Raw genomic sequence first — 19983 nt, 5'->3', positions numbered from 1 at the left:
CGGCCATTGGATAAGGTTGCTCTTTTTGGAGCGGCCAGGGATGTTTGCCGTGGAGGTCTACGCAGCGGTTCGCCGTTTTGTGTTTGTGGAAGGGAACAGTCAGCGTGAGGCGGCGAAGGTCTTTGGCCTGAGCCGTGATACGATTGCCAAGATGTGCCGGTTCTCGCTGCCGCCGGGCTACACGCGCACGAAGCCGGTGGCGAAGCCGAAGCTGGGGCCGTTGCTGCCGGTGATTGACCGGATCCTGGCGGAGGACCGGATAGCGCCGGTGAAGCAGCGGCACACGGCCAAGCGGATATTCGAGCGTTTGCGCGACGAGCATGGCTATGGCGGTGGCTACACGGTGGTGAAGGATTACGTTCGGCAGTGCCGAGCGCGCAGCCGCGAGACGTTCGTACCGCTGGCGCATCCACCGGGCCACGCGCAGGTGGATTTTGGCGAGGCGGTGGGGGTGATCGGCGGCGTCCGGCAGAAGGTGCATTTCTTCTGCATGGACCTGCCTCAGTCGGATGCCTGCTTCGTGAAGGCCTATCCGGCGGAGACGACCGAGGCTTTCCTCGACGGGCACGTTTCGGCATGTGCGTTCTTCGGCGCCGTGCCGTGCTCGATCCTGTACGACAACACGAAGATCGCGGTCGCGAAGATCTGCGGTGACGGCAAGCGCGAGCGCACCCAGGCCTTCACCGGACTGGTCAGCCACTACCTGTTCACCGATCGCTTCGGGCGCCCCGGCAAGGGCAATGACAAGGGAAAGGTCGAAGGGCTGGTCAAGCACGCGCGGACACACTTCATGGTGCCGATCCCGCAGGCGGCGAGCTACGACGACTTTAACGCGGAATTGGAACGCCGCTGCCGCGCTCGGCAGGAAGAGCGGGCCGGACGGCACAGCCAGACGATCGGCGAGCGGCTCGTGGCCGACCTGGCTGCGATGCGTCCCTTGCCGTCAGGGACGTTCGAGCCGTGCGAGACGCGGATCGCCCGCGTATCGTCGACAGCATTGGTGCGCTACCGGACCAACGACTACTCGGTTCCGACCCGCTACGGCTTCCAGGACGTGGTGGTGAAGGGCTTCGTCGATCAGGTCGTCATCCTGTGCGGCAGCGAGGAGATCGCCCGTCACCCGCGCTGCTATGGCGAGGCCATGTTCGTGGCGAACCCGCTCCATTATCTGGCGCTGATCGAGACCAAGCCAGGAGCACTCGACCAAGCTGCCGCGTTGCAGGGCTGGGACTTGCCCGAGGTGTTCCAGCATCTGCGTCACCTCCTGGAGGCGCGGATGGGCAACAAGGGCAAACGCGAGTTCATCCAGGTGCTGCGTCTTCTGGAGGCCATCCCGATGGAGGTGGTCACCTTGGCGATAAACGAGGCGATCCATATCGGCGCGATCGGCTTCGATGCGGTCAAGCAGATCGCGCTGGCGCGCATCGAGCGCAGACCCGCCCGGCTCGATCTGGCCTCCTATCCGCACCTACCCAAGATGGAGGTAAAGACGACCCGCGCCGCCGACTATGCCACGCTCCTGCCGGAACTGGCAGCATGAGCAGGGCAACGGACGACAAGATGCCGGCCGGCACCACGGCAGGCACGCCTCAGGTTCTGCTGACGCATCACCTCAAGCAGCTCAAGCTGCCGACGGTACTGCGCGAGTATGAGAAGCTGGCCCGGGAATGCGCGCGTGATGGCGTCGATCATACCCGCTACCTGCTGCGCCTCATCGAACTGGAGCTGATCGACCGGGAACGCCGCACGGTCGAGCGCCGGATCCGTGCCGCCCGGTTCCCGGCGGTGAAGAGCCTCGATACCTTCGACTTCACGGCCATCCCCAGCCTCAACAAGATGCTCGTCCTGGAGCTGGCGCGTTGCGAATACATCCTGCGGCGGGAAAACATCATCGCGCTGGGTAACAGCGGCACCGGCAAGACCCACGTCGCGCTCGCGCTGGGCCTGGCGGCCTGCCAGAAGGGCTTCACCGTCGCGTTCACCACCGCCGCGGCGCTGGTGAACCAGTTGATGGAAGCCCGCGACGAAAAGCGGTTGCTCAAGATGCAGCGCGACCTTGCCGCCGTGAAGCTGCTGATCGTTGACGAACTGGGCTACGTTCCGCTCTCGCCCACGGGCGCGGAACTGTTGTTCGAAACCTTCTCGCAGCGTTACGAGCGGGGATCGACGATCGTCACCTCCAACCTGCCGTTCGAGGACTGGACCCAAGTTCTGGGGTCCGAGCGGCTCACCGGAGCGCTGCTCGACCGGCTCACCCACCACGTCAGCATCCTCACCATGAACGGCGACAGCTACCGCCTCAAGCAGTCCGCCCACCGCCGCCGCGCTGCCGGGGCGGAGCAAAACCAGGCCACTCCCGCCCACGCCACCGACTGACCCGCCGCAAAACGGCAAATATGCAAAGGGCCCCGATCGGGGCCCTTTGCATATCATCCGCGCTCATCTTCAATGGCCTGCTTTTACTCCGCCATCATGGCCTGGAATCCGACCGCCGTTGACACCTTGACTGGAGTACGGTAATACGCAATTATAGTTGGATAACTAAGGATATGGCCATGGAGAGAGGATTGCCGACAAAGGCGCTATGGGATCGCCTTCCCGAAATCGTTCGCTTCCGCGATCAACCGGGGATGACGGAGACCTACAGTTTTGCGGGCGCCGAGGGCACGACCGAGCTGGAAGGCCAGCTGTTCCGGCAGAGAGCGCGGCCATCTAAGGCGGTCTATTTGTTCATGCACCCCACAGCCACGGCCCAGCTGCTCCCAATGCCTGAGGCGCTTGCCGATGCGGGGTTGCACGTACTTTGCGCGTCGAGTCGCTACCCGAGAAACGATAGTGCGCTGATTATGGAAAAGGTCGCCTACGACATGGGCCAGTGGGTGCGCCACGCGCGCGAGTCGCTGGGTTATGAAAAGGTGATCCTGGTGGGATGGTCGGGCGGCGGCTCGCTATCGCTGTTTTATGCGGCCCAGTCTGAACATCCGACAATCACCCACACGCCCGCCGGCGACCTTTATGACCTGACAGCAGCGCGGCTGCAGCGGGTTGACGGAATAGTCCTCATCGCCGCCCACCTCAGCCGGGCGGAAGTGCTGACCGAATGGCTTGACCCCTCCGTCATCGACGAATTCGACCCGGACACGCGCGATCTCGAATTCGATATCTATAGTCCGGACTGCCCGAACAAACCACCATTCACCGCTGACTTCATCGCCGCCTTCCGCGAGAGGCAGCGGGCCCGCAATCGCAGAATTACCGCCTGGGCCGAGGAAATGCTTGCCACGCTCCGTCGTCGCAACGACGGCGAAACCGAACGCGCCTTCGTCACGCACCGCACGATGTGCGACGTGCGCTGGATTGATCCGACGATCGACCCCAATGGACGCGCGCCGGGGGCATCCTATCTTGGCAATCCACGCACGGTGAACGTGGGACCCGCTGGTTTGGCGCGATTCTCAACCCTGCGCTCGTGGCTGTCGCAATGGTCCTACGACCTATCCAACTCCAAGGCTGCCGTTAACGCGACAAAGATCCATCGGACCCCTGTGCTGCAGATCGAGAATGAAGCGGACGACGCGGTTCCCGCGAGCCATAATCCGATCATTCACAACGCGCTCACCGTTGCGAACAAGGAATTTGTGAGCATCAAGGGCGCGACCCATTTCTACCAGGGCCAGCCCGAACATGTCAGCGCTTGTATCGACGGGATCATCGACTGGAGCCACCGCAACGATTTGTGATCTGGCCGCCGCGATCGACGCGGCGCCTCCGCATTTTCGCTGCGGCGCGGCCGGCTTACGCCGGCCGGTCGCGGATTCCTTGCGGGGATCAGTTGTAGACGGCGTCCCGGATGTCGGACACGAACTTCCCCGACATACCCTCAAAGGCCGTGTTGGTCATGGCCACGACCGTCAGCGCGTTTGCACGATCGATGAACCAGCTATTGCCGTATCCGCCGGCCCAGTGAAGCGTTCCGGGAGACTGCGGCGACGGGACGGCGTGCGGATCTGCAAGCACTGCCCAGCCGAAGCCGAAGCCCCAACCCGGCCCCCAGGCCGCAGCCTGAGGTCCGAGCTGATCGGTCGCCATCATCTCGACTGTTTCAGGCTTCAGGATCGGACCACCCCCGAGCCGGATGGTTTCCAGAAAGTGCAGGACGTCGCCCGCAGTCCCCACCATCCCACCCCCGCCTGACGGATAGGAGTTTGGATCCAGGATACGGCTCGGCGCGAACGTTAGCGACCCGTTGAAGGCATCCAGAGGCACTACCATGCCGTCCGTGATGCGGACGGGAACGGATTCGCTGTTGAAGTAATTCGTCGCGAGCCGCTCAACATCCGCAACGGCAAAGCCGGTATCGACGATACCCAGCGGATCCGTGACCAGTTTGCGCACAGCATCGCGTAGCGAACCACCGGTAACGCTCTCAACCACCCCTCCCATCACATCCATGCCAAGGGAATAGCGAAAACCCGACCCCGGTGCGGCGGTAAGCGGGGCGGCAGCCAGGCGCCGAAGATTCTCGGATAGCGACAATCCCGGTTGATCCAACCCGTCGGAGACGTCGAGGCGACGATAATGGCCATCGCTCCCTTCCTGAAACGGATAGCCGAGCCCCGATGTGTGCGTGAGCAGATGGCGGATCGAGATGACCGGAACCGATCCATCGGACAGGCGCGGCTGAAAGTCGGGCAGGAAGCGCGTCACTGGATCGTCCAGCCTCACAACACCATCCTCGATCAGGCGCATCACGGCGGCGGTGACAAAGGGTTTGGTCACCGATGCAAATCGGAAAATGCTATCCGTTTGCATCGGCTTTTGCGATTCACGGTCTGCAAATCCCGCCGCGCGGCGATAGGCGATCTTGCCGCCCCGGGCGACGATCACGACCGTTCCCACCAAACGATTGTCGGCGAGAGCATTGTCTATCGCGCGATCCAGGCGATCGGACACATCCGCGCCTTTAAAGGCTGATGAACTCATAAGTTCAAACTCTCCCGATACTCTCGCAGACCGGACGCGGCCCGCACCTAAGCGATTGCAGTCATCAACCGCGCGGTGGAGAGCGACGACGATTCGGTCGGAGGCAAGGCCTGACCATCAGCACACCTCTCCACGCAACCTTCACGTCGCAGACCGCCACCGTGCAGTTCCTTAGTTATCTAACCATTAGTGATGTAAGTATCGGCGCGCAACATTGATGTGGGGCATCCATGGTGGCGAGGACACCCACTATCGCATCAGTCGCCTGCCTCATGAGTGATGCCGGCGACCCCTCGGTCCTCTCGGCGCCGCCGACCCGGCTTCGCGTCGGGCTCCTCGGGGGAGAGGCTCCGAATCGCAGCTTCTAGATTGGTCTGCAGCTCGCCCAATAGGGCGATCTGGAGATCCGCTTCGCGGCGCGAAATGCCGGTCTTAGCGATATCCCCAACTTCGATGCCAATGGGCAGAAGCTTCCTTTTCAGCTCGTGACCGTAAGGGGTGAGGAAGATGTTGATCTTCCGCTTGTCCGCCGCGTTGCGGACCCGGGCAACGATTCCCCGTTGCTCCATGGAAGCGATCGCCGAAAGCGTGGTCGGCTCCATCGTTCCAACAAGGTCGGACAGTTCCTTCTGGGTTAAGCCGTCCTGGTCCCACAGGACGCGCAAGAAGTACCACATGCCCAGGGTGACGCCGAACTGCTCGATCTTCAGCTGTAGCAGCTTTTGCATAAGTCGATGCGTGAGTCGGATTTGATATCCGATACTCAGGTCGAACGGCAGGTTGATTTCCCCGCTATCTCCGCTCATCGAAATCGGCCCTGCATGACCCGAACCATCGGGCCTGTTGAATGTCGAAACCAGCGTGCATTCCTTCTTGGCAACCGCCCCAGCCGCGTGGGTCGGTTGACTTGTTAATGGATTATGACTTGACGGTCCCGCGGTTTCTCATCCGGGTCGAGGGCGAGATTCCGGCGTTCGTTCGGCGGCCTTGATGGTCGTGACTGCCATATATTCAACCGACGTAAGGGCACGAGGGCCACCCTAGTTCGGGCGGGATTCAAAGGGCCGGAGAACCCACGCTCAATCCGCGTGGAATAGATAGGGTGTCACCGAAGCACGATTCAGACCCGTTCGACCGCGAGCGCAAGGCCCATGCCGACGCCGATGCAGAGCGTGGCAAGGCCCAGTCTGCCGTCAGTATCCAACTGGACGTTGGCGGGCAGGTGCACCATCAAAGCCGTTGCCCCTGCCTCATTGGGAGGGCGAACATGGCGACACGCCCCAGGGAGAGTGCATTTGTCCAACAGGCCCGCCCAGCTCAATCCGGAATGGAGCCTTGGTTATCAGGTCCGGCGCTGCCATCGGCGGTTCGATCGCCTGCTCAATGCGATGCTGGCGAAGCACGATCTAAAGACGGGCTTCTGGTATTACCTTCGTGTGCTGTGGATCCGCGACGGCGTCACCCAGAAATATCTGAGCGACATGACCAACGTCACAGAAAACACGACTGTGTCGATAATCAACAACATGATGCAGCACGGGCTTGTAGAGCGCACCCGCGACAAGGTTGATCGCCGCAAGTTGAGCGTTACGCTGACCCAACGAGGCAAAGCCCTGGAAGCGGAGCTCATGCAATATGCGATCGACATTAACCGCATCGCCGTCGCCGGGATCGATCCGGCCGAGGTTGCGACGTGCGTCGACGTGCTTTCGCGCATGTCAGCCAATCTCGCCGCCGAATTCGATTCTATCCCGAACACCCCCGCCGAGGACTGACAGGGCGCAACCGGTCAGCGGCCGCTCGCCGGGTATCCTGCGGCAGCCCGGCAAAGACGGAGCATCGACAACCACGCTGCTCCCGCACCGCTTATGCTCCGCCCCGTCATTTCCCGGATTGCATCACGTCAGATCTTGAACTCCGCGAACGTCTCCGGCGCGAACATGTCCTCGATCGTCAGCTGGCGCGGCGACAGACCCTGCTCATGATGATAGCGCGTGAAGGTCTCGAGTACGTGGCGGTTCTTCTCGATTCCGTAAGGCCACCACTGATCGCCCAACGTCGCGATCGTTTCCTCGACCGCGGCAATTTGCCAGGGCAGCATCGTCTTGAGCGAGGCTGAGACGCGCAGCTGTTCGTAGGTTAGCTGCTGCGCCTGGACGAACGCCTTGTAGAGCGCCTGTGCGATCCAGCGGTTCTTCTCGTAAATGTCGCGGCGAATGGCAACGACGTGCATGATCGGGAAGATATTCGTCTTGCCGAAATAGGCTTTCTCGACCTGGACGAAGTCCGGGAACAGGCGCCGCACATTGTGCGGTTCCGAATAGAAGGTCGATGGAGCACGCGCGGTGTGCAGCGCGTCGATCTCGCCATCAGCCAACATCCGGGTCAGCGTCTGGTTTGGCCCGATCGGCTCAACCTTGAACTTGTCCGGCAGATTGAGTTTGAGCTTTTCCTCACGGCCCGGCTCTTCCTCGCCGCCCGTGACATAAGTGACCGACGCCGGGTCGATGCCATATTCGTCCTGCAGGATACCGCGGATCCAGACCGGCGCGGTCATCTGATATTCCGGGACGCCGATGCGCTTGCCGACAAGGTCGGACGGTTTTTCGATGCCGCTCTTGGCCGACACGAAGATGCAGGAATGACGGAAGAAACGTGACGGGAACACCGGGATGGCGATAAAGTCTGGATTGTCCCGGCCCAGAGTCACGCAATACGATGACATCGAAAGCTCGGCGGCATCGAACTCGCGATTGCGCAGCATCCGGAAGAACGTTTCCTCGACGGCCAGCACCTGAAAGTTGAGATCGATCCCATCGGGGCGGACCGTCTGCGACAGCAGCGCCTCGGTGCGATCATAGCCCCAACAGGCGAGCGAGAGGTTCAATCTAGTCATACGGAAACGGCCTCCAAAGTGTCGATAATCATGGCTGTGGGTGCGATTTCGCTGCCGGTGCGGCTCGATTCGAGTAGGGCTGCGCAGCACGCCACCGTCTTCACGCCCCAGCGGCCATCATGGATCGGCTGGACCAGACCGAGTGCGCCTTCAACGAATTCATCGATGACCTCGACCCGCGGCAGGCTTGGCGGATCGATCGCGAGAAACTCACGGTGTTCATCGCCATAGAGCGTGATGCCTTGGGGCGAGAGCTTGAGATCGGCGCGTTCGCAACTGACCAGCACAAAGCCGAAATGCTCATGATACGGCGCCGGCGGTTCGCTGGTCGATGCGCCGTCCTCGCCATACGCTCGGCGTATCTTGGCAGCGCTTTCGGTCGCTGGTTCGAGGTTCCTGAGCGCGCGCCGCGTGTCACCGTATTGCTCCGGATCCTTCTCGCGGCCGAGTTCCGATATCCAATTAACCAGTTCGTCGGAATCATAATGGGCGTAGCCACTGTACGTCAGCGATGCGACAGCCCCACCCTCGAATCCCATCATCGCGGCATATGCGCCCTCGCTCGGGCGACTGGAATCCCAATTGCCCGCAACCGCGCGCACGAATGTCACATCGCGTCCGACAAGCCGCCGCGCCACGTCAATTTGGTGAGCGGCTTGACTGTAGACAACGCCCCCACCACGCGCGCTGTCCAGCTCTTCGGGGCGACGCGGCCGATACATGAAATCGGTGAAGTTCATCGCCGTGAGTTGCCGCACCGCACCAAAGCCGCCGCTGGCGATCAACTCGGCGGCTCGGCGGACCGGGGCATCAAAGCCATGGCTGGGGCCGACCAGGAGCAGTTTGCCGGCCCGGCGTGCCGCCGCTTCCATCGCGACGCACTCGGCGACAGAGATCGCCATCGGCTTTTCGACCAGAACATGCTTGCCCGCACCGAGGGCCGCGATTGCCTGCGTCGCGTGCAGTTCGTGTGGCGTCGCGATATAGACGGCATCAATATCGGCGGCGAGCAACCCCTCCAGGCTTTCATATGACTTGGCTCCGAACTCGCGCGTGAATTGAGCACGTGGGGACGCGCGCAGATCGAACGCCGCGGCGATCTCGACCCGTGGGTGCGCGCGCAACGCCGGAAGCGTCAGCATGAACCCCCGGCCAAGGCCGACAATGCCGATCCGAAGTGCCTTCATGTTTATCCTCGATCTGCCAGGTCGGTCCTTGAAATGCGGCCCGCTTGAAACGCACAATACTTCTATGTAGAAGTGTTTTCAAGAAGTGGATGAAACACCTTCGTGGCACGGCGCCTTGGCACAGCCACTTTGCGATAAGGATAGGCGATGACACCCCAACAAAATGACATCCTCGCCCGAGTCGAGGGCAGCGCGCCGATGGGCAGGCTGATGCGCCAGCACTGGATGCCCGCGTGCATGTCCGAAGAGGTGGCCGAACCGGATTGTACGCCGCTGCGCGTCCGCCTCCTCGGCGAGAATATGGTGGTGTTCCGCGACAGCAAGGGTCGTCTGGGCGCGCTTGACGAGCAATGCCCGCACCGCCGCGCGTCGCTGGCCTTTGGCCGCAACGAGGAATGCGGCCTGCGTTGCCTCTATCATGGCTGGAAGTTCGACGTGAACGGCAACGCCATCGACATGTCGTCCGAGCCGGTCGACGCCAAGCTGCGCAGCACGATGAAGACCAAGGCCTATCCGGTCCAGGAGGCCGGCGGGTTCGTCTGGGTGTGGATGGGCAATCCCGATCAGGTGACGCCGTTCGACAAGCCCAACTGGGCGACCGTACCGGACGACAAGATCAGCATCGTGAAGATGCATGGCGCATGCAACTGGGCACAGGTGCTCGAAGGCTCCATCGACTCGGCGCACAGTTCGAGCCTGCACTCGTCCAACATGCCGACGGCAACCGAGGTCAGCGGATCGACCGCGACCGACACCGCCTGGCTACGGCCGTCGGCCGACAAGGCGCCACGCCTTGAGGTCCAGAAGACCAGCTTTGGCTTCCGCTATGTCGCGATCCGCAAGCCGATCGTCGACGCCGATGCCACTGATTATATCCGCATGACACTCTATGTGGCGCCCTATACCGTCCACATTCCATCGAATGACCAATATCATCTGAGCCAGATGCTGGTCCCGATCGATGATGAGAACACGATGTTCTACTGGGTCGCCTGGCATCCCGAAAAAGGCATTTCGACCGACGCATGGCGCAAATTCTGCGGTGCCGAGATCGGCAAGGATGTCGAGCCGATCACCTTCAAAAAGATGCGCAACGCAGGAAACAACTATCTCCAGGATCGCGTAGCCATGAAGGACGGCGATTTCACCGGTATCTACGGCATCCCGGCGCAGGACATGGCGATGTGGGAATCGATGGGTACGCTCGCCGATCGTGGCGATGATCGCCTGGGGTCGAGCGACAAGGCGATCTTCACGTTCCGCACACAGATGTACCGCGCCGCGCAGGCGGTGGAAAAGGGCGAGCCGGCGATCGGCACGACCGAGCCGCACATTCCGAACGCCAAGCTCATGTCGTTCGAAGGCATCGTGCCTAAGGGCACCGACTGGCGGCTGCTCAATGTCTCGGACGAAGAGGCGGATATCATGCGGACCGTATCGACAGATGTCGACGCTCTCGGGGACGTCCGCGCTTGATGATGTCCCTGCCGCCCATTGCCGGGCTCGACGCGGATGCCGTCAGTCATTTCGTCCAGTCCGTACTCAAGGAGGATCTGGGGCTAGGTGGTGATGTCACCACCGACCTCACCATCCCCGCCGACGCACGGCTGATCGCGACGATCCAGACTCGCGAGCAGATTGCCGTTGCGGGCATCGATCTCGCCCAGGTCTTCTTCGAGGCCCTTGATCCCGATGTCCGGGTCGAGCGGCTTGCCAGGGATGGAGATGAGCTCCAGGCGGGTGCCCCGATCATGCGCGTGGAGGGTCGCGCCCGCCCGATGTTGTCGGCGGAGCGCTCGGCGCTGAACACGCTGCAGCACCTCACCGGTATTGCCACCCTTACTCGAAGCTATGCCAACATGATCGCGGGCACGTCGTGCATCCTGCTCGACACCCGCAAGACCATACCCGGCCTGCGCGCAATTGAGAAATATGCTGCCCGCATGGGCGGGGCGCACAATCATCGTATGCGGCTCGACGACGGCATCCTGATCAAGGACAATCATGTCGCGATCTGCGGCTCGATCGAGGCGGCCGTGCGCGCGGCCAAGGCGGGCAAGTCAGCACTCCCGGTCCAAGTCGAAGTCGACACAATCGACCAGATCGAGCCGGCACTGAAGGCAGGCGCCGATCGGCTGCTCTTCGACAATATGTCGGTCGAAATGCTGCGCGAGGGTGTGGCGCTGGTTGCGGGCCGCGTGCCGATCGAAGCGTCAGGTGGCGTGCGGCTCGATACCATCCGTGCGATCGCGGAAACGGGAGTTACTTACGTCTCCGTCGGCCGCATTACGCAGAGCGCACCGGCTGCCGATATCGGTCTCGATTACACAATAGCGGCTTGATGGTGCTGTCCGTCTAAAGCGAACCGCACTCGAACGCCGCCAGTTACCGTGCTAGGTGCGCGGTCAATCTCCTTGTGCGCGCTCGCCAAGTTCTCGCGGTTTTTCCACGCGGTTTTTTCAGGAGCCAAAGTCCATCGAGTTTCACAGCAAGTGAACAATGCAGGTCCTCGACGCCTATGGCCGCGACTTCAAGCTCGACCTCTCGAACCGCGTTCTTCAGGCCAAGAATGCGGGTTAATCAAGCGCGGATGATCCGGCAGACCCGCACCAACTCGTTCGCTCAACAGAACTTGGCGGGATCAGTCAGCTATCGGTTCGATGACAACCGGCCGGCCGATCTTCCAAAGGCTGCGCTTGTGGTCGACAACCAGTCGGTCAAAACCACCGAAAGCGGCGGCCCTTGCGGCTACGACGCGGGCAAGAAGATCAAAGGCCGCAAGCGGCACATCCTGACCGACACCTGCGGCTTCCTCATCTTCATTCTCGTGCATACCGCCGATATTCAGGACCGCGATGGCGCGGCCGATGTCCTCAAGGCTGTGCGGCAGCGCTTCCCCTGGTTGCGCCATGTTTTTGCCGATGGCGGCTATGCGGGCGACAAACTCCGCGATGCCATCGCTGGATCGGGGCAATGGACGATCGAATTCATCAAACGGTCGGATAAGGCCAACGGCTTCAAGGTCCTCCCGCGCCGCTGGGTAGTCGAGCGAACCTTTGCATGGCTCGGCCGATGCCGCCGTCTTGCTAAGGACTGGAAACAACCATTGCCTCGTCCACCACATGGGCAACAATCGCCTCCATCCGCATGCTCACCCGCAGAACGGCAAGGTATTGCTATGTTTGGTGAACTTCCGAGTCAGGCTCTAAGACCACAACCACATCCGGCAACGTCACCGATGAAATCATCATGCGATATCTCGACCGGCATACCCACAAAAACGGCTTCAGCCCCTTGCCATGATCCTACCGGCGTCAGCCGGTAAGTGATCAGATTACTGTTCAATAGCCGGCTTGTCCGGCAAGCTGTCGAATTCGGCAGCGAGATTTGCCGATATGCGTTCGAGTACGGACCGGCAGATCTCGATCTCTCGCGGTTCGATGCCGGCGACCGCGACCCGATTGATATCGATCGCGTACGACATCAGTCCCTTCTCGAGTGCGCGGCCATGTTCCGTAAGCGTGATCCGGACCTTACGACGATCATCCTGGTCCTTGGCCCGTTGGACCAGGCCGTGCTTGAGCATGCTGCTGATCATCGCGACCGTCGTATTCTCCGTCACGCTGGTCATGTCACTCAGATATTTCTGGGTAACACCGTCCTTCAGCCACAGGACGCGGAGATAATACCAAAAACCGGTCTTGAGATCGTGCCTGGCCAAATAAGCGCTCAACAGGCGATCAAACCGCCGATGGCAGCGTCGAACCTGATATCCCAAACTCTGTTCCGGATCGAGTTTGGGGGCTTGCTGCGACATCCGTTCACTCCTGATGGGTTCAATCCGTCATCACTCGCACATGGGCCATTTCAACGCACCACAAAACTGCGCTTGCCGCCACGGATACCGACACTCCGCATTCATATTTTCATATTTTGCCCCCGGGGACGGCGACCGTTTCCCGGGGGCAATCGTCAGCGACGCATCGCCAACCGCGGCCTAGATCCGAAATTCAGCGAAAGTCTCGGGTGCAAACATCTCTTCTACCGTAAGTTGGCGGGGCGATAGCCCCTGCTCGTGGTGGTAGCGCGTGAAAGTCTCGATAACGTGGCGGTTCTTGTCGATCCCATAGGGCCACCATGCCTTGCCCATCGTGGCGATCGTATCTTCCACGGCGGCGATCTGCCAGGGCAGCATGGTTTTCAGCGAGGCCGAGACCAGCAGATGCTCATAGCTCAACCGCTGGGCCTCCGTGAACGCCTTGTACAATGCCTGGGCGATCCACCGATTCTTTTCGTAGACGTCGCGCCGGATCGCCACGACGTGCATGATCGGGAAAATGCCGGTTTTGGCGAAATAGGCCTTTTCGACGTCCACGAAATCCGGGAAGAGGCGCCTGACCTTGTCAGGTTCCGAATAGAAGGTCGATGGCGCGCGCGCTGCGTGCAGTGCATCGATCTCGCCGTCAGCCAGCATGCGCGTCAACGTCTGGGTCGGCCCGATCGGTTGCACCTTGAACTTCTCGGGGAGATTGAGCTTCAGCTTCTCCTCGCGTCCCGGCTCTTCCTCGCCGCCGGTGACGTAGGTGACAGAGGCGGGATCCACGCCATATTCGTCCTGCAGAATCCCACGGATCCAGACTGGCGCGGTCATTTGATATTCGGGCACGCCGATCCGCTTGCCAACGAGATCCTCGGGCTTTTCGATACCACTCTTGGCCGACACGAAGATGCAGGAATGGCGGAAGAAGCGCGAAGGGAAGACGGGAATGGCGATGAAACCGGGATTCTCCCGCCCCAGAGTAACGCAATAGGACGACATCGACAGTTCGGCGACGTCGAATTCCCGATTGCGCAGCATGCGGAAGAAGGTTTCCTCGACATCCAAGACCTGGAAGTTGAGATCGATACCGTCCGGCCGCACTGCACCCGTCTGCAGGGCTTCGGTCCGGTCATAGCCCCAACAAGCGAGGGAAAGGCTCAGTCTGGCCATTTTTACAATTTCTCCGATAGAGTGTCGAGAAGTCGGTTCGGCGCTACGTCCGTCCGCCGTCGGCTCGATTCGAGGAGCGCTACGCAACAGGCTATGGTATCAAACCCCCAGCGGCCGTCATGGATGGGGCGACGGGTTCCCAGGCAGGCACCCACGAACTCGTCGATGACCTCCTTGCGCGGCAGCTCCGGCGGTGCGATGGGCAGGAATTCACGTTCGGCATCGCCGTAGATCGAAAGACCCTTGGGCGACAGTTTCAGGTCCGCTCGCTCGCAGCTGAGGAGGATAAAACCGAAATGCTCATGATATCGCGCCAGCGCATCATTTGCGGACGCATCCGGGGCACCATATGTGCGCCTCAGCTTGGCTTCAATTTCATCCTGCGACGAAAGCGCGGCAAGGTTTTTGCGAGCCTCGCCATATCGGGCTGGATCCTTGTCATAGCCAAGCTCGGATATCCATCCAAGGAGCTCGTCGCTGTCATAATGGGCATATCCGCTGTAGGTGAGCGACGCCACGGCACCAGCGGCGAAGGTCATCAGTGCCGTATAGGCTCCCTCACTAGAGCGGCTGCTGTCCCAGTTGGCGGCGACGGCGCGCACGGATGTGACGGGTAGGCCCACAAGACGGCGCACGACATCGATATGATGGGCTGCCTGGCTGTAGACGACACCGCCACCGCGATCGCTATCCAGTTCTTCGGACCGTCGGGGGCGGAATATGAAGTCGGTGAAGTTTAACGCCGTGACCATGCGCACCGCACCGTACTTGCCGGACGCGACCAGTTCCGCGGCGACCTGGACGGGCGCGTCAAAACCGTGGCTTGGTCCTACCACGAGCACCTTGCCCGCTTCCGCTGACGCTCGTTCCATACGCGCACAGTCGGCAAGCGACGTCGCCATCGGCTTTTCAACCAGCACGTGCTTGCCCGCTCGGAGCGCGGCGATCACCTGCTCGGCATGCAACTCATGCGGCGTCGCGATATAAACGGCGTCGATATCAGGCGAACGCAGGAGGGCGTCGAGCGTTTCGAATGCGGGGACTCCGAACTCGACCGCGAAGCGCACCCGCGCCTCGTCCCGCAGATCGAATGCTCCGGCAAACGCCACGCGAGGATCGGCTTTCAAGGCGGGCAGGGTGAGCATGAAGCCGCGGCCAAGCCCAACGATTCCTAGTCGCAACGCGTTCGTGTTCATTCGTATTCCGCCGCTCCCTTTATCCCGAACGATAAGAGCTTGAAAAAGCCACTACTACAATATAGAAGTAGCGGCAAGGACGCACGTAGAGTGTTTCGTCCTCGTGCCAAGCCAAAAAAGGAGGGTAGCTAATGACTCCGGGGCAAAATGATCTGCTTTGTCGTGTGGAAGGTGAAGCCCCGATGGGGAAGCTGATGCGGCAGCACTGGATGCCTGCCTGCATGATCGAGGAAGTGGCCGAACCCGATGGCACGCCATTGCGCGTTCGCTTGCTGGGCGAGAACATTGTTGTGTTCCGTGACACTGAAGGTCGCATCGGCGCGCTTGATGAGCTGTGTCCCCACCGCCGGGCTTCGCTCGTTTTTGGGCGCAACGAGGAGTGCGGCCTTCGCTGTCTGTACCATGGCTGGAAGTTCGACGTGGCTGGCAACGCTGTCGATATGTCTTCCGAGCCGACCGATGCGAAACTGCGCAGCACGATGAAGACGAAAGCTTATCCGGTCGTCGAGTCGGCTGGCTTCGTCTGGGTATGGATGGGTGATCCCGAGAACGTGATCCCGTTCAGCCCGCCCAACTGGTCGGCCGCCCCTGCCGAGAAGATCAGCATCGTTAAGATGCACGGGGCATGCAACTGGGCGCAGATCCTGGAAGGATCGATCGATTCCGCGCACAGCTCGAGCCTGCATTCGTCGAACATGCCGACCGCATCCGAAGTCAGCGGGTCCATGGCAACGGATTCTGCCTGGCTGCGTCCGTCGGCTGACAAGTCGCCTCGCATTGAGGTGCAGAAAACGCCGTTCGGCTTCCGCTATGTCGCCATTCGCAAGGCGATCGTCGATCCGGACAAGCAGGACTATGTCCGCATGACGCTGTTTCAGGCGCCATATACGGTCCACATTCCGCCCAACGACCAATATAATCTGTCGCAGATGCTGGTTCCGATCGATGACGTGAACACCATGTTCTACTGGATCGCATGGCACCCGACCAAAGGCATCAGCCAGGATGCCTGGCGCAAGTTCTGCGGCGCGGAAATCGGCAAGGATGTCGAGCCTATCACCTACAAGAAGGTGCGGACCGCCGAGAATAACTATCTTCAGGATCGCGCCTTGATGAAGGCTGGTGATTTTACGGGAATCTACGGCATCCCCTGCCAGGATATGGCGATGTGGGAGTCAATGGGGGCGATCGCGGATCGTAGCGAGGATTTGTTGGGTTCCAGCGACAAGGCCATCTTCACCTTCCGCACGCAAATGTACCGAGCTGCCCAGGCCGTGCAAAAAGGGGAGCCTGCCATCGGAGCGATCGAACCGCGTGTTCCCTTGGCCAAGCTCAAGTCATTTGAAGGCCTGGTGCCCAAGGGGTATAATTGGCGGTTGATCAACGTCTCCGAGGAAGAGAAGCAATTGGCGGGTTCCGTCAGTAACGATGAAGAGGTCGACGCGATGGCGGATGCCGCTTCCTGATGTGCGATTTGCCAACCACCGCGGGGCTGAATCCGCAGCAACTCGATAATTTTGTCGAGTCTGTATTGAGCGAGGATATGGGGAGCGGGGACATCACGACACGCGTGGCGATCCCCGCGAGCGCGCGCTTTTCCGCCATTTTGGCGGCTCGCCAACCGGTGGTGGTCGCCGGACTTCAGCTGGCGGATGCCTTTTTCCGCAAGCTTGACCCGGATGTGGACATAGAATTGCTGGTGCAGGATGGCGACGCGGCCGGCGTCGGCCAGCCGCTTATGCGCATCGAGGGAAATGCCCAGCCGATGCTCGCAGCTGAGCGTTCGGCTCTCAATACGCTCCAGCACCTTACCGGAATTGCGACGATGACCCGTACCTATGCAGAAGCGGTTGCGGGCACGGATTGCGTACTTCTCGACACGCGCAAGACAATTCCAGGTCTGCGAACGATTGAGAAATACGCCGCTAGGGTAGGTGGCGCACGCAATCATCGCATGCGTCTCGACGACGGCATCCTTATCAAGGATAATCACATCGCCGCCGCTGGTAGCATCGTGGAGGCCGTCAAGGCAGCGAAGGCCGCCAATACCGGGCTGGAAGTACAGGTCGAGGTCGACACACTTGAGCAGATCGAGCCTGCTCTTGCAGCAGGCGCTGATCGCCTGCTTTGCGACAACATGTCCCCCGCCTTGCTCAAGCAGGCCGTCGCTCTTGTCGGCGGACGGGTACCCATAGAGGCATCGGGCGGGGTGCGTCTCGAAACGATCAGAGAGATCGCTTTAACCGGGGTCGATTTTGTGTCTGTGGGCCGCATAACGCAGAGTGCGCCGGCCGCCGATATCGGGTTGGATTACGCGCTTTCCTCATGAGGGCTGCCGCTCTGCAGTGAGCAAACACTCCCCGACTGCTTGCAGAACATCGGTAAATAGATAGTCGGAAACAGAGGGCAAATGGAAATTATCGTCACAACGCGCACCGGTGAGCGCGTGACTATCGCGCCAAATGGCGCAACCACTTTCCTGGAAGTGATCCGCGAAGCAGGCATCGACGAGCTATTGGCATTGTGCGGCGGGTGTTGCTCCTGTGCGACTAGTCATGTCCACGTTGAAGAAGCATTTCTCGATCGCTTGCCGCCCATTGGCTCCGATGAGGATGATCTCTTGGACTCGTCCGAGCAGCGCTGTGCAGGATCTCGCTTATCCTGCCAGGTTCCGATTTCGGATACTCTTGACGGTGTTAGCGTCACCATCGCGCCAGAAGACTAGTTCGCCACGAATAGCGACTGCCGGTCGCAAGGAAATTGTTATCCCATGCAGATGCGTTACGATGTACTTATTGTCGGAGCCGGGCACGGAGGTGCTCAGGCTGCGCTCGCATTGCGTCAACTTAAGTTCGCGGGAAGCGTAGCACTACTGGGCGACGAACCGGATCCTCCCTATGAACGCCCGCCGCTCTCGAAGGAATATTTCTCGGGCGAGAAAAGCTTCGAAAGGATTTTGATCCGGCCGCCGACTTTCTGGCCGGAGCGGAATATCGAGCTATTGCTTGGGCGACGCGTTGCGGCGGTCCACCCCGCGGAGCATCGCATTGCGCTCTCGGATGGAGCCCACCTCGGCTATGGTAAGCTCATCTGGGCGACAGGCGGCGCGCCGCGCCGCTTGAGTTGCTCCGGCAGTAATCTCAGGGGCGTTCATAGCGTGCGTACTCGGGCTGACGCCGACAGGATGCTCGCCGAAACAATTCGAGCGCGGAACATCGTGGTAATCGGCGGCGGCTATATCGGTTTGGAGGCTGCGGCGGTGCTTGCCAAGATCGGCAAACATGTGACGGTGCTCGAGGCCATGGATCGTGTCCTGGCGCGGGTGGCGGGCGAACCATTGTCCCGTTTTTACGAGGCGGAACATCAGGCGCATGGCGTCGACATCCGTTTGAATGCCCAAATGGATTGCCTGATCGGTAAAGATGGATGGGTATCGGGCGTTCGCATGGCGGATGGCTCGATATTGTCCGCCGACATGGTCGTTGTTGGGATTGGGATTGTTCCGGCCGTTGAACCGTTGGCGACGGCAGGCGCTGCGGGCGTCAACGGCGTGGAGGTTGACCAATTTTGCCGAACCTCGCTGCCGGACATTTATGCGATCGGCGATTGCGCAATCCATGCCAACCCCTTTGCAAGTACCCAGAAGATTCGCTTGGAATCGGTGCAGAATGCCAACGACCAGGCGATCATTGCGGTGAAACATATCATGGGCGAACCCACGCCCTATCATTCCGTTCCGTGGTTCTGGTCGAACCAGTATGATCTCAAACTCCAGACGATCGGCCTCAACCTGGGATATGACGATATCGTCATGCGGGGTGATCCGGCGAACCGCAGCTTCACCTTGGTGTATCTCAACCAGGGCAGGGTCATCGCTCTCGACTGCGTCAATTCGGTAAAGGATTATGTGCAGGGCAAGGCACTTGTTCTCGTCCACGCCACTCCCGACAAATCCCGACTTTCGAACTGTGAAATTCCTCTCAAAACACTCGCTACGTGACGCGGCTGTCTGTTAGAGTCTAATTGATAATTATCCGTCGTAATTTCATGGTCTTGCGATGCGGCTTATGAAGAACTGTATCAATGCGATAAACAGCCAAGCGGTTGCTGAGGCAATGGTTTGCTCGAAGTCTTTGGCGAGACGCCGGTTGCGACCGAGCCAGGCAAAGGTTTGCTCAACGACCCAGCGTCTGGGCAAGACCTCGAAGCCTTTGGCGCGGTCGGACCGCTTGATAATTTCGATGGACCACCTGCTCTTGCCGATCTTGCGCAGCGCTTGCCGCAGCTTGTCACCGGCGTATCCGCCATCGGCGAAGACATGCCGTAACCACGGGAAGCGCCGGATGATCTCGGCCAGCACGAGCGGCGCGCCATCGCGGTCCTGGACGTCGGCAGTATGGATCACGGCATGCACGAGATTGCCATCGGTATCGGTCACGATGTGCCGCTTGCGTCCCTTGATCTTCTTGCCAGCATCGTAGCCGCAAGGGCCGCCGCTTTCGGTGGTTTTGACCGACTGGTTGTCGACCACACCGGCACTTGGGCTTGCCTCGCGTCCTTCAATCTCGCGCAGGTTCATGACCAGCACCGTGTTCATCGCCTCGAGCAGACCAGCGTTGCGCCAGGCGTAGAAATAGGCCCAGTCGGCCCGAAGCTGCGATTTTGGTCATCTTGGAGAACACGTCGGGAACGGGCTGGTTGTTGTTGACGATCGCCCATGCGAGGAACGAC

General features: G+C 60.5%; 17 protein-coding genes and 3 pseudogenes. 12 read left to right on the top strand and 8 right to left on the bottom strand.

The window, feature by feature from the left end; genetic code table 11:
* The first annotated feature begins 40 nt into the window (after positions 1-40).
* From istA to FHS92_RS17110, 3 genes are all read left to right on the top strand, one after another.
* Positions 41-1540, top strand: a complete 1500-nt coding sequence (istA, locus tag FHS92_RS17120; RefSeq protein WP_184081891.1) for an IS21 family transposase — start codon at positions 41-43, stop codon at positions 1538-1540.
* 20 nt (positions 1541-1560) lie between these two features.
* A complete protein-coding gene (gene istB, locus FHS92_RS17115) occupies positions 1561-2376 on the top strand; it encodes an IS21-like element helper ATPase IstB (RefSeq protein WP_037556858.1) in 816 nt (271 codons plus the stop codon).
* Between the two features lie 179 nt (positions 2377-2555).
* Positions 2556-3740, top strand: coding sequence for an alpha/beta fold hydrolase (locus FHS92_RS17110; RefSeq protein ID WP_037556851.1), 1185 nt, complete (start codon positions 2556-2558; stop codon positions 3738-3740).
* An 88-nt stretch (positions 3741-3828) separates the two neighbouring features.
* On the opposite strand, the gene FHS92_RS17105 is transcribed toward FHS92_RS17110, so the two are convergent.
* Both FHS92_RS17105 and FHS92_RS17100 read right to left on the bottom strand, forming a co-directional pair.
* Positions 3829-4953 carry a serine hydrolase domain-containing protein gene (locus FHS92_RS17105; RefSeq protein WP_200880210.1) on the bottom strand — a complete coding sequence of 375 codons (1125 nt, stop codon included), beginning with the start codon at positions 4951-4953 and terminating at the stop codon, positions 3829-3831.
* Positions 4954-5240: 287 nt separating this feature from the next.
* Positions 5241-5789: a MarR family winged helix-turn-helix transcriptional regulator gene (locus FHS92_RS17100; RefSeq protein WP_052182396.1), complete on the bottom strand. Its 549-nt coding sequence runs from the start codon at positions 5787-5789 to the stop codon at positions 5241-5243.
* 489 nt (positions 5790-6278) lie between these two features.
* On the opposite strand from FHS92_RS17100, the gene FHS92_RS17095 reads away from it, so the two are divergent.
* A complete protein-coding gene (locus FHS92_RS17095) occupies positions 6279-6758 on the top strand; it encodes a MarR family winged helix-turn-helix transcriptional regulator (protein WP_062347432.1) in 480 nt (159 codons plus the stop codon).
* Between the two features lie 128 nt (positions 6759-6886).
* Here the strand turns inward: FHS92_RS17095 and FHS92_RS17090 are convergent, their stop codons facing one another.
* Together FHS92_RS17090 and FHS92_RS17085 are read right to left on the bottom strand one after the other, a co-directional pair.
* A complete protein-coding gene (locus FHS92_RS17090) occupies positions 6887-7879 on the bottom strand; it encodes an ABC transporter substrate-binding protein (protein WP_184081890.1) in 993 nt (330 codons plus the stop codon).
* Complete coding sequence (locus tag FHS92_RS17085; protein ID WP_062344530.1) at positions 7876-9066, bottom strand: Gfo/Idh/MocA family protein; 1191 nt, start codon at positions 9064-9066, stop codon at positions 7876-7878. Before FHS92_RS17085 ends, FHS92_RS17090 begins: the two co-directional genes overlap by 4 nt.
* A gap of 147 nt (positions 9067-9213) precedes the next feature.
* Between FHS92_RS17085 and FHS92_RS17080 the strand changes: the two genes are divergently transcribed.
* The 4 genes and pseudogenes from FHS92_RS17080 to FHS92_RS18780 all read left to right on the top strand — a co-directional run.
* Positions 9214-10542, top strand: coding sequence for a Rieske 2Fe-2S domain-containing protein (locus FHS92_RS17080; protein ID WP_062344527.1), 1329 nt, complete (start codon positions 9214-9216; stop codon positions 10540-10542).
* Positions 10542-11408, top strand: a complete 867-nt coding sequence (nadC, locus tag FHS92_RS17075) for a carboxylating nicotinate-nucleotide diphosphorylase (protein WP_062344525.1) — start codon at positions 10542-10544, stop codon at positions 11406-11408. Before FHS92_RS17080 ends, nadC (FHS92_RS17075) begins: the two co-directional genes overlap by 1 nt.
* A gap of 350 nt (positions 11409-11758) precedes the next feature.
* Positions 11759-12255: pseudogene (locus tag FHS92_RS17070) on the top strand (IS5 family transposase); the annotation flags it as partial.
* Positions 12256-12279: 24 nt separating this feature from the next.
* A pseudogene (locus tag FHS92_RS18780) lies at positions 12280-12369 on the top strand (IS200/IS605 family transposase); the annotation flags it as partial.
* A gap of 31 nt (positions 12370-12400) precedes the next feature.
* On the opposite strand, the gene FHS92_RS17065 reads toward FHS92_RS18780, so the two are convergent.
* From FHS92_RS17065 to FHS92_RS17055, 3 genes are all read right to left on the bottom strand, one after another.
* Positions 12401-12883 carry a MarR family winged helix-turn-helix transcriptional regulator gene (locus tag FHS92_RS17065; RefSeq protein WP_100240024.1) on the bottom strand — a complete coding sequence of 161 codons (483 nt, stop codon included), beginning with the start codon at positions 12881-12883 and terminating at the stop codon, positions 12401-12403.
* Positions 12884-13063: 180 nt separating this feature from the next.
* Positions 13064-14056, bottom strand: a complete 993-nt coding sequence (locus FHS92_RS17060; protein ID WP_184081889.1) for a PhnD/SsuA/transferrin family substrate-binding protein — start codon at positions 14054-14056, stop codon at positions 13064-13066.
* A 2-nt stretch (positions 14057-14058) separates the two neighbouring features.
* A complete protein-coding gene (locus tag FHS92_RS17055; protein ID WP_184081888.1) occupies positions 14059-15252 on the bottom strand; it encodes a Gfo/Idh/MocA family protein in 1194 nt (397 codons plus the stop codon).
* Between the two features lie 194 nt (positions 15253-15446).
* Here FHS92_RS17055 and FHS92_RS17050 point away from each other — a divergent pair, with 194 nt between their 5' ends.
* The 4 genes from FHS92_RS17050 (at position 15447) to FHS92_RS17035 (ending at position 19252) form a co-directional block, all read left to right on the top strand.
* Positions 15447-16718, top strand: coding sequence for a Rieske 2Fe-2S domain-containing protein (locus FHS92_RS17050; protein ID WP_246352090.1), 1272 nt, complete (start codon positions 15447-15449; stop codon positions 16716-16718).
* The gene (gene nadC / locus FHS92_RS17045) at positions 16718-17581 is read left to right on the top strand and encodes a carboxylating nicotinate-nucleotide diphosphorylase (protein WP_184081886.1); all 864 of its coding nucleotides are present in this window, start codon (positions 16718-16720) and stop codon (positions 17579-17581) included. Before FHS92_RS17050 ends, nadC (FHS92_RS17045) begins: the two co-directional genes overlap by 1 nt.
* Positions 17582-17662: 81 nt before the next feature.
* The gene (locus FHS92_RS17040; protein ID WP_184081885.1) at positions 17663-17977 is read left to right on the top strand and encodes a 2Fe-2S iron-sulfur cluster-binding protein; all 315 of its coding nucleotides are present in this window, start codon (positions 17663-17665) and stop codon (positions 17975-17977) included.
* A 45-nt stretch (positions 17978-18022) separates the two neighbouring features.
* Entirely contained in the window at positions 18023-19252 is a 1230-nt protein-coding gene (locus tag FHS92_RS17035; protein ID WP_184081884.1) for an NAD(P)/FAD-dependent oxidoreductase, read from the top strand.
* A gap of 45 nt (positions 19253-19297) precedes the next feature.
* Here the strand turns inward: FHS92_RS17035 and FHS92_RS17030 are convergent.
* A pseudogene (locus tag FHS92_RS17030) lies at positions 19298-19888 on the bottom strand (IS5 family transposase); the annotation flags it as partial.
* Positions 19889-19983 lie beyond the last annotated feature (95 nt).

Source organism: Sphingobium subterraneum, from assembly GCF_014199435.1.
GTDB lineage: Bacteria > Pseudomonadota > Alphaproteobacteria > Sphingomonadales > Sphingomonadaceae > Sphingobium > Sphingobium subterraneum.
This window is presented reverse-complemented; position numbering and strand designations above follow the sequence as displayed.